The organism is Kitasatospora sp. Ki12, assembly GCF_054601375.1.
The window spans coordinates 2,628,604-2,641,033 of sequence record NZ_BAAIHT010000001.1 but is presented as its reverse complement, the minus strand read 5'-3'; the positions used below and the strand labels follow the sequence as shown (position 1 = coordinate 2,641,033).

At 70.2% G+C, this 12,430-nt stretch carries 10 protein-coding genes; 3 read left to right on the top strand and 7 right to left on the bottom strand.

All coding sequences use genetic code 11. The features are described from left to right. Positions 1–24: 24 nt before the first annotated feature. The 7 genes from ACYP53_RS11585 to ACYP53_RS11555 all read right to left on the bottom strand — a co-directional run bounded on the left by ACYP53_RS11585 (position 25) and on the right by ACYP53_RS11555 (position 8,158). The gene (locus ACYP53_RS11585) at positions 25–1,038 is read right to left on the bottom strand and encodes a glycosyltransferase family 2 protein (protein WP_459647343.1); all 1,014 of its coding nucleotides are present in this window, start codon (positions 1,036–1,038) and stop codon (positions 25–27) included. Positions 1,039–1,306: 268 nt separating this feature from the next. After that, complete coding sequence (locus ACYP53_RS11580) at positions 1,307–2,500, bottom strand: acyltransferase family protein (RefSeq protein ID WP_459647342.1); 1,194 nt, start codon at positions 2,498–2,500, stop codon at positions 1,307–1,309. Between the two features lie 213 nt (positions 2,501–2,713). Beyond that, positions 2,714–3,907, bottom strand: a complete 1,194-nt coding sequence (gene tuf, locus ACYP53_RS11575; RefSeq protein ID WP_031063092.1) for an elongation factor Tu — start codon at positions 3,905–3,907, stop codon at positions 2,714–2,716. A gap of 218 nt (positions 3,908–4,125) precedes the next feature. After that, positions 4,126–6,231 carry an elongation factor G gene (fusA, locus tag ACYP53_RS11570; RefSeq protein WP_189916050.1) on the bottom strand — a complete coding sequence of 702 codons (2,106 nt, stop codon included), beginning with the start codon at positions 6,229–6,231 and terminating at the stop codon, positions 4,126–4,128. Positions 6,232–6,270: 39 nt separating this feature from the next. Beyond that, complete coding sequence (rpsG, locus tag ACYP53_RS11565; RefSeq protein WP_030232420.1) at positions 6,271–6,741, bottom strand: 30S ribosomal protein S7; 471 nt, start codon at positions 6,739–6,741, stop codon at positions 6,271–6,273. 2 nt (positions 6,742–6,743) lie between these two features. After that, positions 6,744–7,115, bottom strand: a complete 372-nt coding sequence (gene rpsL / locus ACYP53_RS11560; protein WP_014144289.1) for a 30S ribosomal protein S12 — start codon at positions 7,113–7,115, stop codon at positions 6,744–6,746. Positions 7,116–7,549: 434 nt separating this feature from the next. Further along, positions 7,550–8,158: a DUF1707 and DUF4190 domain-containing protein gene (locus ACYP53_RS11555; protein ID WP_459647341.1), complete on the bottom strand. Its 609-nt coding sequence runs from the start codon at positions 8,156–8,158 to the stop codon at positions 7,550–7,552. A gap of 283 nt (positions 8,159–8,441) precedes the next feature. On the opposite strand from ACYP53_RS11555, the gene ACYP53_RS11550 reads away from it, so the two are divergent. From ACYP53_RS11550 to ACYP53_RS11540, 3 genes are all read left to right on the top strand, one after another. Next, positions 8,442–9,308 (top strand): ABC transporter ATP-binding protein, encoded by an 867-nt coding sequence (locus ACYP53_RS11550; protein WP_459647340.1) that lies wholly within the window; start codon positions 8,442–8,444, stop codon positions 9,306–9,308. Positions 9,309–9,316: 8 nt separating this feature from the next. Next, positions 9,317–10,930 (top strand): transporter, encoded by a 1,614-nt coding sequence (locus ACYP53_RS11545; RefSeq protein WP_459647339.1) that lies wholly within the window; start codon positions 9,317–9,319, stop codon positions 10,928–10,930. Positions 10,931–11,074: 144 nt separating this feature from the next. Further along, the gene (locus ACYP53_RS11540) at positions 11,075–12,361 is read left to right on the top strand and encodes a DUF2786 domain-containing protein (RefSeq protein ID WP_229928572.1); all 1,287 of its coding nucleotides are present in this window, start codon (positions 11,075–11,077) and stop codon (positions 12,359–12,361) included. Positions 12,362–12,430 lie beyond the last annotated feature (69 nt).

Here is a 12,430-nt window from a genome sequence, read left to right as displayed (position 1 = left end):
GTGCTGGTGCGGGTCCGAGCGGCGTCAGCCCCGGACGGGGGCCTCCGTCGCCCGCGCGCGCACCTCGTCCTCGGCGGAGTCGTAGCCGATGAAGTAGGCGGGGCGGGCCTGCGACGCCGAGTAGATCCGGCCCACGTACTCGCCGAGCAGGCCCATGCAGACCAGCTGGACGGCGCCGAGGAAGAGCATGCCGATGAACAGCGAGGACCAGCCGGGCACGGTCTTTCCGAGCGCGTACGCGACCGTCGTGTAGATGCCGAGGGCGAAGCACAGCACGAAGCTCAGCAGGCCGAGCCAGGTGGCGAGCCGCAGCGGGCTGGCGGAGAAGTTGGTGATGCTGTCGATGGCGAGGCGCACCATCTTGGAGAGCGGGTAGTGGGTGCTGCCGGCGACCCGCTCCTCGCGCACGTAGACGACCTCGCCGCTCGGGAAGCCGAGCCACGGCACGAGCAGCCGGTACACGGGCTGGTGCTCGGGCAGCGCCTTCAGCGCGTCGACGGCGGCCCGGCTGAGCAGCCGGTAGTCGCCGGCCTGGTTGGGCATCTTCTTGCCGACGAGCTTGCGCATCAGCCAGTAGTAGGCGCCGGCGGTGCGGCGCTTGAAGAACGTGTCGGTGCCGCGGTCGCCGCGCACGCCGTAGACGATGTCGAGGTTGCGCTCGCGGGCGAGCGACAGCATCTCGGGGATCTTCTCCGGCGGGTCCTGCAGGTCCGCGTCGATCGAGACGACGTAGTCGCCGAGGGCCCGGTGGATCCCGGCGGTGAGCGCGGCCTGGTGTCCGGAGTTTCGGGCGAAGCGGACGATGCGGAACTCCGGCCAGTCCTGGCGGATCTTCTGCATCAGTACGGGGGTGGCGTCGGTGCTGCCGTCATCGATGCCGACGACCTCGTACGTGACGTCGAGCGCGTCCAGGATCGGCCTCAGTCGCTGGACCGTGAGCGGCAGCGCCTCCTGCTCGTTGTAGATCGGGATCACGACCGACAACAGGGGCGCCGGCGAGACGGCCGTCCGGTCCGCCGAAACTGCTGCGTTGTACATCGTTAGTCGCCTGTCCGTAGGTCTCTGACACAACGTGTGACGGTGGCCGGGGTTCGCTGGGACCCGGCCGGCCGGCGTCGGATGGGGAGGGAAATGGGCGACCCGGACCACGTGGGATCAGGTCGTCCCGTCGAGGAAGGAGCCGGCGGACGCCCCGGGCACGGTGCGCACCCGAATGGGGAAGCCGGAACGAAGCGTCAGGCTAGCAGCCGGAAATGAGCCTCGCATGACGCCCGTTCGGTGACCGACCGTCGCCGGAGGGCCACGGTCAGCGTCTGGCCGGCTCGGGTTCGTCGGAGGACCGGCGCAGCGTGGCCATCGACCGGTCGAGGGCGTTCTTGAGGACCTTCGACCCCGGGCGCTCCACGGCCCGGTGGATCAGGTAGGCCGTGATCAGCATCGAGACCAGCGCCACGACCAGCGCGGCGCTCACGCCGAGGCCCTGCGTGAGCAGGAAGTGGATCAGCGTCCACCCGACCTCCTGGTGGATCAGGTAGAGCGGGAAGGTGAGCGCGCCGGCCACGGTCAGCCACTTCCACTGGATCCGGTTGAACGCGCCCAGCGCGGCGCCCAGCACGAGCAGGAAGGCGAGCGTCACCACGGCGGCCATGACGTTCCAGGAGAGTCCGTGGCCGAGCACGCTGACGTACACCTCCTTGATGGCCGTGAGCCGGGTGAGGGCGAGGATCCAGGAGAAGCCGACGATGCCCCAGAGCAGCAGGTTCTGGCCGAAGCGGTACATGAGGTACATGCCGATGCCCGCGATGAAGAACGGCGACTCGTTCGGCATGGCCATCGTGGTCAGCAGCGGGATCTGGGCCTGCGGGGCGAGCACGGCCAGGATCGTCCATATCCCGCAGAAGGCGACGACCTTGCGGTAGGTGAGACCGAGGGCCACCACGATCGCGAACAGCAGGTAGAAGCGCATCTCGACCCAGAGCGTCCAGTAGACGCCATCGATGTGCCGCATGCCCAGCGGCGTCTGGAGCATCGTCAGGTTGCCGAGGACGGTGCTCGCGTCGATGCCGTCACCCGCGGTGTGCCGGGCGTACTGCTTGAGGCCGAGCACGACCGTCGTGGTCAGGGCGATGCCCGCCCAGTACCCGGGGTAGAGGCGCACCACCCGGCTGATGAAGAACTCGCCCGGGCGCTTGCCCCAGCAGCTCATGCAGATCACGAAGCCGCTGATCACGAAGAACAGCTCCACGCCGAGCCAGCCGTAGGCCGCCACCCGGTTCAGCGCCGGCAGGGCCTGCTTGGGCGTGATCCCCTGCCAGATCCCGTCGATGCCCACGTAGGCGGTCCAGTGGAAGGACATCACGCTCAGTGCGGCGAAGAGCCTCATGCCGTCCAGCGCGTAGAGCCGTGGGCGCTTGGCCGGCGCGCCGTCCGTCCCGCTCGCACGTGAACCGAAGCGGCGTCGCAATCTCGACGGCTCCGTCAGAAGCTGGGAAGAAGTCATTCCATGACGCTTTCGGCGAGTGGGACTGTGGCCCCCGGCCGATCGTCGCGCTCCTGGGCGGCGGCCGTGGATGGTTCAGTCTAACGGGCAGGACAGAGACCCTTATCACAGGGGCGATCCCCCGGCCGGGCAAAACGCCGTCGGGCCCCGCACACCCGGAGGTGTGCGGGGCCCGACGGTCTGCCTGTGCGGAGCGGCAGGTCAGATCGTCAATTACTTGATGATCTTGGTGACCTGGCCGGCGCCGACGGTGCGGCCACCCTCACGGATGGCGAACTTCAGGCCCTCCTCCATGGCGATCGGCTGGATCAGCGCGACCGTCATGGCGGTGTTGTCGCCCGGCATGACCATCTCGGTGCCCTCGGGGAGGGTCACGACGCCGGTCACGTCCGTGGTACGGAAGTAGAACTGCGGGCGGTAGTTGTTGAAGAACGGGGTGTGGCGGCCACCCTCGTCCTTCGACAGGATGTAGGACTGGGCCTCGAAGTCGGTGTGCGGCGTGACCGAACCCGGCTTGATGATGACCTGGCCGCGCTCGACGTCCTCGCGCTTGATGCCACGGAGGAGCAGACCGACGTTCTCGCCGGCCTGGCCCTCGTCGAGCAGCTTGCGGAACATCTCGATGCCGGTGACCGTGGTGGTGGTCTTGGTCTCCTTGATGCCGATGATGTCGACAGTCTCGTTGACCTTGAGGATGCCACGCTCGATACGACCGGTGACGACGGTGCCACGACCGGTGATCGTGAAGACGTCCTCGATCGGCATCAGGAACGGCTGGTCCACGGCGCGGGCCGGGGTCGGGATGCTCTCGTCGACCGCGTGCATGAGGCCGAGGAGCTTCTCGCCCCACTCCTTGTCGCCCTCCAGCGCCTTCAGCGCGGAGACGCGGACGACCGGCAGGTCGTCGCCCGGGAACTCGTACTCGGAGAGGAGCTCACGGACCTCGAGCTCGACGAGCTCCAGGATCTCCTCGTCGTCCACCATGTCGGCCTTGTTCAGGGCGACGACGATGTAGGGGACGCCGACCTGGCGGGCCAGGAGGACGTGCTCCTTGGTCTGCGGCATCGGGCCGTCGGTGGCGGCGACGACGAGGATCGCACCGTCCATCTGGGCCGCACCGGTGATCATGTTCTTGATGTAGTCCGCGTGACCCGGGCAGTCGACGTGGGCGTAGTGACGCGCCTCGGTCTGGTACTCGACGTGCGCGATCGAGATGGTGATACCGCGCTGCCGCTCCTCCGGCGCCTTGTCGATCTGGTCGAACGGCGTGAAGGGGTTGATCTCCGGGTACGCGTCGTGCAGCACCTTGGTGATGGCCGCGGTAAGGGTCGTCTTACCGTGGTCGATGTGACCGATGGTGCCGATGTTGACGTGGGGCTTCGTCCGCTCGAACTTCGCCTTCGCCACTGCAGTCCTCCTGAGGACAGATCCTGTACGCCGTGCTGACGTCAGTTGGTCTTGTATCGGGCTTGGTCCGCGGTGCCGGAAGCACCGCGTACCGTCCCGCGGGTGGGGGCCGGAGGCCCCGGGAGGATCCGCCTGGATCCTCCCGAGTCGCTCCTCATAGCCTAAGGGGTCGAAATCAGCCCGAATGTCGGACTGGTCCCGGACCGGCGGAGCCGGACCTACTCGCCCTTGGACTTAGCGATGATCTCCTCGGCCACGGCCTTGGGGACCTCGGCGTACGAGTCGAACTGCATCGAGTAGCTGGCGCGACCAGAGGTCTTGCTGCGCAGGTCACCGACGTAGCCGAACATCTCGGAGAGGGGCACCAGCGCCGTGACGACGCGGGCACCGTGACGCTCGTCCATGGACCGGATCTGGCCACGACGAGAGTTGATGTCGCCGATCACGTCGCCCATGTAGTCCTCGGGCGTGGTGACCTCGACGGCCATCATCGGCTCGAGAAGGACCGGCTTGGCCTTCTTCGCGCCTTCCTTGAAGGCCATCGAACCGGCGATCTTGAACGCGAGCTCGGAGGAGTCGACGTCGTGCGCCTGACCGTCGAGCAGGCTCACCCGGACACCCTGCAGCGGGTAGCCGGCGAGGATGCCGAACTCCATGGCCTCCTGGCAACCGGCGTCGACCGACGGGATGTACTCCCGCGGCACGCGGCCACCGGTGACCTTGTTGACGAACTCGTAGCCCTCGGCCTGCTCGAGCGGCTCGATCGCGATCTGCACCTTGGCGAACTGACCGGAACCACCGGTCTGCTTCTTGTGGGTGTAGTCGATGCGCTCGACGGCCTGACGGATCGTCTCGCGGTACGCGACCTGCGGCTTGCCGACGTTGGCCTCGACCTTGAACTCACGCTTCATACGGTCGACCAGCACCTCGAGGTGCAGCTCGCCCATACCCGCGATGATGGTCTGGCCGGTCTCCTCGTCCGTGTTGACCTGGAAGGACGGGTCCTCCTCGGCGAGACGCTGGATGGCGACACCCAGCTTCTCCTGGTCACCCTTGGACTTGGGCTCGATCGCGACGCGGATGACCGGGGCCGGGAAGTCCATGGACTCCAGGATGACCGCGTTCTTCTCGTCGGACAGCGTCTCACCGGTGGTGGTCTGCTTCAGGCCCATGACGGCGACGATGTCGCCGGCGCCCACCGACTCGATCTCCTCACGCTTGTTCGCGTGCATGCGGTAGATCTTGCCGATGCGCTCCTTCTTGCCCTTCACGGCGTTCAGCACCGAGGTGCCGGACTCCAGGCGACCGGAGTAGATCCGGACGAAGGTGAGCTTGCCCAGGTGCGGGTCGGACATGATCTTGAACGCCAGCGCGGCCAGCGGCTCGTCGTCCGACGCCTTGCGGGAGATCTTGACCTCGGCGTCGTTGGGCTTGGTGCCCTCGACGGAGCCGATGTCCAGCGGCGACGGCAGGTACTTGACGACCGCGTCGAGCAGGGGCTGAACGCCCTTGTTCTTGAAGGCGGTACCGCAGAAGATCGGGGTGAAGTCCGAGTTCAGGGTGCCCTTGCGGATGACGTCCTGCAGCAGCTCGACCGGGATCTCGGCCTCTTCGAGGGCGAGCTCCATGATCTCGTCGCTGATGTTCGACACCGTGTCGATCAGCTGGGTGCGGTACTCCGCAGCCTGCTCCTGCAGCTCGGCCGGGATGTCGACGATGTCGTACATCTCGCCCTTGGCGGCCTCGGCGGACCAGACCAGAGCCTTCATGCGGACCAGGTCGACGACGCCCTGGAAGTCCGCCTCGGCACCGATCGGGAGCTGCATGACCAGCGGGGTGGCGCCGAGGCGCTCCACGATGGTGTCGACGCAGAAGAAGAAGTTCGCGCCCGTGCGGTCCAGCTTGTTGATGAAGCAGATGCGCGGGACGCCGTAGCGGTCAGCCTGCCGCCACACGGTCTCGGACTGGGGCTCGACACCGGCGACACCGTCGAACACGGTCACGGCACCGTCGAGGACGCGCAGCGAACGCTCCACCTCGACGGTGAAGTCGACGTGACCCGGGGTGTCGATGATGTTGATGGTGTTGTCGACGTCGTCGACCGTCCAGTGACAGGTCGTCGCGGCCGACGTGATCGTGATGCCGCGCTCCTGCTCCTGCTCCATCCAGTCCATGGTGGCAGCGCCATCGTGGACCTCACCGATCTTGTACGAGACACCGGTGTAGAACAGGATCCGCTCGGTGGTGGTGGTCTTGCCCGCGTCGATGTGCGCCATGATCCCGATGTTGCGGACCCTGGCGAGGTCAAGGGAGGTTGCAGCCATGGTGGCTCGTTCTCTCTCTGTCTAGTGACGGGGTACGGACTACCAGCGGTAGTGCGCGAAGGCCTTGTTGGACTCGGCCATCTTGTGGGTGTCCTCGCGACGCTTCACGGAAGCGCCCAGGCCGTTGCTGGCGTCGAGGATCTCGTTCATCAGGCGCTCGGTCATGGTCTTCTCGCGACGGGCGCGGGAGTAACCGACCATCCAGCGCAGCGCCAGGGTGCTGGCGCGGCCCGGACGGACCTCGACCGGAACCTGGTAGGTCGCGCCACCGACACGGCGGGACTTGACCTCGAGGGCCGGCTTGACGTTCTCCAGCGCGCGCTTCAGCGTGACGACCGGGTCCGAGCCGGTCTTGTCGCGGACGCCCTCGAGGGCGCCGTAGACGATCCGCTCGGCGGTGGAGCGCTTGCCGTGCAGCAGGATCTTGTTGACCAGCTGGGTGACGACCGGGGAGCCGTAAACCGGGTCGATGATGACCGGGCGCTTCGGGGCGGGGCCCTTACGAGGCATTCTTACTTCTCCTTCTTGGCGCCGTAGCGGCTGCGAGCCTGCTTGCGGTTCTTGACACCCTGGGTGTCAAGCGAACCGCGGATGATCTTGTAGCGGACACCAGGAAGGTCCTTCACACGACCACCGCGCACCAGCACGATGGAGTGCTCCTGCAGGTTGTGGCCCTCGCCCGGGATGTAAGCGGTGACCTCGATCCCGCTGGTGAGGCGCACACGGGCGACCTTGCGAAGCGCCGAGTTCGGCTTCTTCGGGGTGGTCGTGTACACACGCGTGCAGACCCCACGGCGCTGCGGGGAGCCCTTCAGCGCGGGAGTCTTGTTCTTCTCGACCTTGTCCTGCCGGCCCTTTCGGACCAGCTGCTGGATCGTAGGCACCGTTTCTCCGTTTTCTGTGTGCCAAGGCTTGGTGGAACTAACCTGCGGTGTCTCCCTCGCACACGACACCCGTGGTCGACCCACGCGGTCGGGTGTGTTGGGCATTTTCCGGCACGGAATCCCATGGCTGATGTACAGCGACGGCGCTCTACGCGCGGGGCGCTGGAAAGCGCTCCGGCTCGGCGCGGCGACCGGTGTGCATGCACGCACAAGGACCCGGGGACACCCCAGGCACAAGGTCAGAGCGTACCTAGCGCATGGGGCGCGGTCAAAACAAATGCAACGCCGCAGGTCGTCGCCTTCGGCCGGGCGTCACGCGGGTGTCCCGCGCGTGGCCGTCCGGTGTCCGGCCGTCTTCACCCGCTCTACCACACGCCCCGGCCGGACGCCACCGGAACGGACCGGGCGGACCGGGCCTCGCCGGGCGGCGGGCGCTAGGCGGCGATGCCCAGCAGGATCAGCAGGGTCCAGAACGCGGTGCCCATGTAGCCGAGCACCAGCCCCAGCACGGCCGCCCAGTCCCCGTCCATGTTGCGCTCGCGGATCTGCTTGCGGGCGAGGTGTCCGGTGATCACCGCGGGAACCACCGGCAGCGCCAGGAAGCCGATCAGGCCACACACCAGGGAGACCACCGCCAGCGCACTGGTGGGCCGGGCCTGCGGCATCGGGGGCGGCACCAGGAAGGTCGCCGGGACGGGCTGCGCGGCCTGCAACGGCGCCGGCATCGGCCCGGACGGCAGGTCGGCCACCAGCGCGGCCAACTGGCCGTAGGTCTGCGCCGCGGCGACCGCCTCGTGGCGCTGCTCGTACTCCTGGACGGAGAGCCGGCCCTCGGCGAACGCGGCCTTCAGCACGTCGACCGTCCGGTCCCGGTCCGCGTGGCCCGCCCGCATCGCGGACTGCGGGGACGGCGCCGGGGCCGGCTGCCAGCCGGCGACCTGCCGGTGGCCCTGGCCGTAGCCCTGCCCGTAGCCCTGGCCGTGCCCGTGTCCCTGCCCGTGCTTGTGGCCGGGACCGGGTTCGCCCCACGGTTGAACGGACATCCGCCACCTCCCGGTACCGCGGGACCCCCGCGTCCCCTCACTGCTCCTCATAGTGCAGGACGAACAGGCGAACTGAGTAGTTGCCGATTCGGCCCAGTAGCCGTCGGGAAGGGTCTCCGGGGCGGCGCGCCTCACCCGTTCGGCGGACACGCTCAGGGGATCCTCAACTCGGGCGACAGCCCGTTCGGCCGGTGACAGGCTGAACCCGGGGGCTCACTCCACCGCGGACCCACCCCGGACCACCGCGGACCCGCCACGACCCACCACGGCAGAGAAGGCAGCGATGCACGCCTCAGCACCACCGTCCTCCGACCACCCCGAGGCGGGCGTCCCGTCCGCCGTCAGCATCCGGGGGCTGTGGAAGCACTTCGGCACCCAGGCCGCCGTGGCCGGGCTGAGCCTGGAGCTGCCGGCCGGCTCCTTCATCGGGCTGGTCGGCCCGAACGGCGCCGGCAAGACCACCACGCTGTCGATGGCCACCGGGCTGCTGCGGCCCGACCAGGGCACCGTCCTGGTCCACGGCACCGACGTGTGGGCCGACCCGGTCACGGTCAAGGCCCGGATCGGCATCCTGCCCGAGGGCCTGCGGATGTTCGAACGGCTCAGCGGGCGCGAGCTGCTGCAGTACACCGGACGGCTGCGCGGCCTGCCCGGCGCCGAGGTGGACCGCCGGGCCGAGGAGCTGCTGGCCGTCCTGGACCTCGGCCGGGACGCCGACAAGCTGGTCGCCGACTACTCCACCGGCATGCGCAAGAAGATCGGGCTGGCGGCCGCGCTGCTGCACAACCCCGACGTGCTGTTCCTGGACGAGCCCTTCGAGGGCGTCGACCCGGTCTCCGCCCAGACCATCCGCGGCGTACTCAAGCGGTACGCGGCGGCCGGCTCCACGGTCGTCTTCTCCAGCCACGTGATGGAGCTGGTCGAGCAGCTCTGCGACTGGGTCGCGGTGGTCAACGCGGGCCGGGTGATCGCCCACGGCCCGCTCGACACCGTCCGGGGCGGGCGCAGCCTGCACGAGGCGTTCCTGGAGCTGATCGGCGTCCGCGAGGACGACGGGCAGGCGCTCGGCTGGCTCGGCGGCACCCGGGCCGGGGGCGGGCAGCTCGGCGGCGGGCAGCTCGAGGGCGGGCAGCTCGGGGGCGGGCAGTGACTGCGGCCGTGCCCACCACGGTCCCCGACGGGCGGACGGTGGTCCGCGCCCTGGTGGCGCTCAAGCTGCGGCTGCTGCGCAACGGACTGCGGCGCAGCCGGGGCCGGGCGGCGGTGTACATCGTCGGCGGCGTTCTCGGACTGGTCGTCGCGGGCTTCATCGCCCTCGGCATGGCGATGCTCAACGGGCGCTACGAGGGCTCCGGGAACACCGGGGTGATGCTGCTCGGCGTGCTGACCCTGGGCTGGGCCGCGCTGCCGTTGTTCCTGTTCTCCAGCGACGAGAGCGCCGACCCGACCCGGCTCACCATGCTGCCGCTGCGGCCCGGTCCGCTGCTGCGCGGCTCGCTGCTGGCCTCGTTGATCGGGCCCGGCCCGCTGATCAGCCTGGTGCTGGTGACCGCCGCGGTGCTCTCCGGAGCCACGGGCGGCGCCTCCGCCGCCACCGCGGTGATCGCCGTGCCGCTCGCCCTGCTCTGCCTGGTCACGCTCTCCCGGGCGGTCGCGGCCGGGAACGCCCGGATGCTCTCCAGCCGGCGCGGCAAGGACTTCGCGATCTTCGGCGGGCTGGCCTTCGCCCTGCTCGTCCAGGTCGCCAACGTCGGCTCGCAGAGCGTCTTCGGCCGTCAGCAGGGCCAGGACATCGATCTCAGCCCGCTCAAGCCGATCGCCGCGGTGCTGCGCTGGATCCCGCCGATCAGCGCCGCGGACGCCCCCCGCAGCGTCGGCACCGGCGAGTACGGGGCGGCGCTGCTGCAGCTCGCCGCGGCCGCCGTGCTGCTGGCGCTGCTGCTGCGCTGGTGGCGCGGCAGCCTGCAGGAGCTGATGGTCACCGCCGACTCCTCCACCCTGGAGGTGGCCCGCGGGGTGCGGAGCTCGCGCGGCTGGGGCTTCCTGCCCGCCGGCCGGACCGGCGCGGTGATGCAGCGCCACCTGCGGTACGCCTGGCGCGAACCGCGGGCCAAGGCCGCGCTGTTCACCAGCATCGGCATGACGGTGGTGATCTGCGTGCTGTCGATGGTCCAGGGCTGGGCGAGCGTCTACCTGCTGGCGATGACCGGGATGTTCCTCGGGCTGCAGATGCTCAACCTGTTCGGCATGGACGGCTCGGCGTTCTGGATGGTCGCCGCCACCCTGCGCACCCCGGCGGACGCCCGGGACGAGCTGCGCGGCCGGGCGTACGCCGTGCTCCTGTACGCCGTCCCGGTGACGGTGCTGCTCGGGCTGGTGCTGGCGGCCGTCACCGGCCGGTGGGGCGAGCTGCCGTCCGCGCTCGGCCTGGCGTTCGCGCTGCTCGGCTGCGGGGTGGCGCTCGGCTCGGTGTTCAGCGTGCTGGTGCCGTACACCATGCCGGCCGACAGCAACCCGATGCGCAACGCCGCCCCCGGCCAGGGCGGGCTGATCATGCTCAACTCCTTCGGCTCGATGGTCGGCGTCGCCCTGCTCGCCCTGCCCGTCGGCGGCTACCTCGGCTGGGCGCTGCTGTCGGACGGGCCGAGCTGGCCGGTGCTGCTGATCGGCCCGCTCTACGGCGCCCTGGTCGCCGTCCTCGGCGTCCGGACGGCGGCCACCCGGCTGCTGGAGCGCACCCCGGAGATCCTGGCCAAGGCCGTCGAGCGCTGAGCCGGACCGCTCGGCGAGGGGCCGGCACCCGGCGCCCGGTCCCGCCCCGGGGCCGGGCGCCGCCGTCTCTCCCCCGGGTATCGGCGGCGGCTCCGGCATCATGGGCAGGAGGAACCGGGCCGTCGAGGAGAGCAGGGACACACCGTGGGCGAGCACGAGCAGCAGGGCGGGGACGCCGGGCCGCTGCTGGAGCAGGCGGTGCGGTCGGTGGTGACGGCGCCGGAGGAGGGGCTGGACCTCGCGCTGGACACCGGGGCGTCGCTGCTGGCCGCGTCGGCCGGGCAGTGGTCGGCGGTGAGCCGGGCGCTGCTGGCGTACGCGGACACCGCCGTCGGGCGGTGCTGGTCGGCGGGGTGGCGCCCGGCGGACCTGGTGCGGGTGGTGCGGCGCGGGCTGAAGCCCGTCCACCTGGAGCTCGCGGTGGACCTGATCGCCGCGGAGGACCGGCGCCACCCGGCGGCGGCGCTCGACCGGCGCTGGCTGGAGCAGCTGCGCGAGCTGGAGGCCGAGGTCTGGTGGCCCGGCGACGAGCAGTACCTCGGCGCCTTCGCCCAGAAGCACCGGCTGGACCGCTTCGCGCTCGCGACCGTCGCCCTGGAGCTGCTGCGCAGCTGGGGCCGGCTGCCGCCGATCGCCCCGGTCGGCCCGGCCCCCGGGCAGTCGGCGCGTGCGCGGCACTCCGGACCGCGGCACCCCGGGCCGCCGGCGGGCGAGCCGAGGATGCTGGCCCGGATCCGGGCGCTGCTGGCCAAGGCCGAGTCCACCGAGTTCCCCGACGAGGCCGAGGCGCTGACCGCCAAGGCCCAGCAGCTGATGGCCCAGCACAGCATCGACGACGCGCTGCTGGCCGCCACCGGTGCCGACCGCGACGCCCCGGCGGCGCTGCGGATCGGGGTGGACAACCCGTACGAGGGCCCCAAGACGATGCTGCTGGACGCGGTCGCGGCGGCCAACCGGTGCCGGGTGGTGTGGGCGAAGGAGTTCGGCTTCTGCACGGTGGTCGGCTTCGACGGCGACCTGGACGGCGTCGAGCTGCTCTACACCTCGCTGCTGGTGCAGGCCACCCACGCCCTCAACAAGGCGGGCTCCCGCCGGGATTCGCGCAGCAAGGCGTTCCGGCAGTCCTTCCTGGTCGCGTACGCGGCGCGGATCCGCGAGCGGCTGACCGCCGCCACCGAGCGGACCACCAGCGCCGCCGCGGCCGGCCGGCACCTGCGCGAGGACGGCACCGAGGAGCAGCTGCTGCCGGACGAGCGGCTGCTGCCCGCGCTCGCCGCCCGTTCGGAGGCGGTGGACGAGGAGATCGGCCGGCTGTTCCCGAAGCTGGTCTCGCAGCGGGTGCGGGTCAGCGACGGTGTCGGCTGGGCGGCCGGCCGCGCCGCCGCCGACCGGGCCGCCCTGCACGGACGCGCCGGACAGATCCGCGGCTGACGTCCCGCTTGTCGGTCAGGTTCAGTACGATCATGGTGTCTCCGGCGACAGCCAAGCCGGGGCACCTGG

Bases quoted from the DNA above. Each gene is read 5' to 3' on its own strand.
- ACYP53_RS11555 (WP_459647341.1), bottom strand. From the start codon at position 8,158: ATGTCCGTTCAACCGTGGGGCGAACCCGGTCCCGGCCACAAGCACGGG.
- fusA (WP_189916050.1), bottom strand. From the start codon at position 6,231: ATGGCTGCAACCTCCCTTGACCTCGCCAGGGTCCGCAACATCGGGATC.
- ACYP53_RS11550 (WP_459647340.1), top strand. From the start codon at position 8,442: ATGCACGCCTCAGCACCACCGTCCTCCGACCACCCCGAGGCGGGCGTC.
- rpsG (WP_030232420.1), bottom strand. From the start codon at position 6,741: ATGCCTCGTAAGGGCCCCGCCCCGAAGCGCCCGGTCATCATCGACCCG.
- ACYP53_RS11585 (WP_459647343.1), bottom strand. From the start codon at position 1,038: ATGTACAACGCAGCAGTTTCGGCGGACCGGACGGCCGTCTCGCCGGCG.
- ACYP53_RS11580 (WP_459647342.1), bottom strand. From the start codon at position 2,500: ATGACTTCTTCCCAGCTTCTGACGGAGCCGTCGAGATTGCGACGCCGC.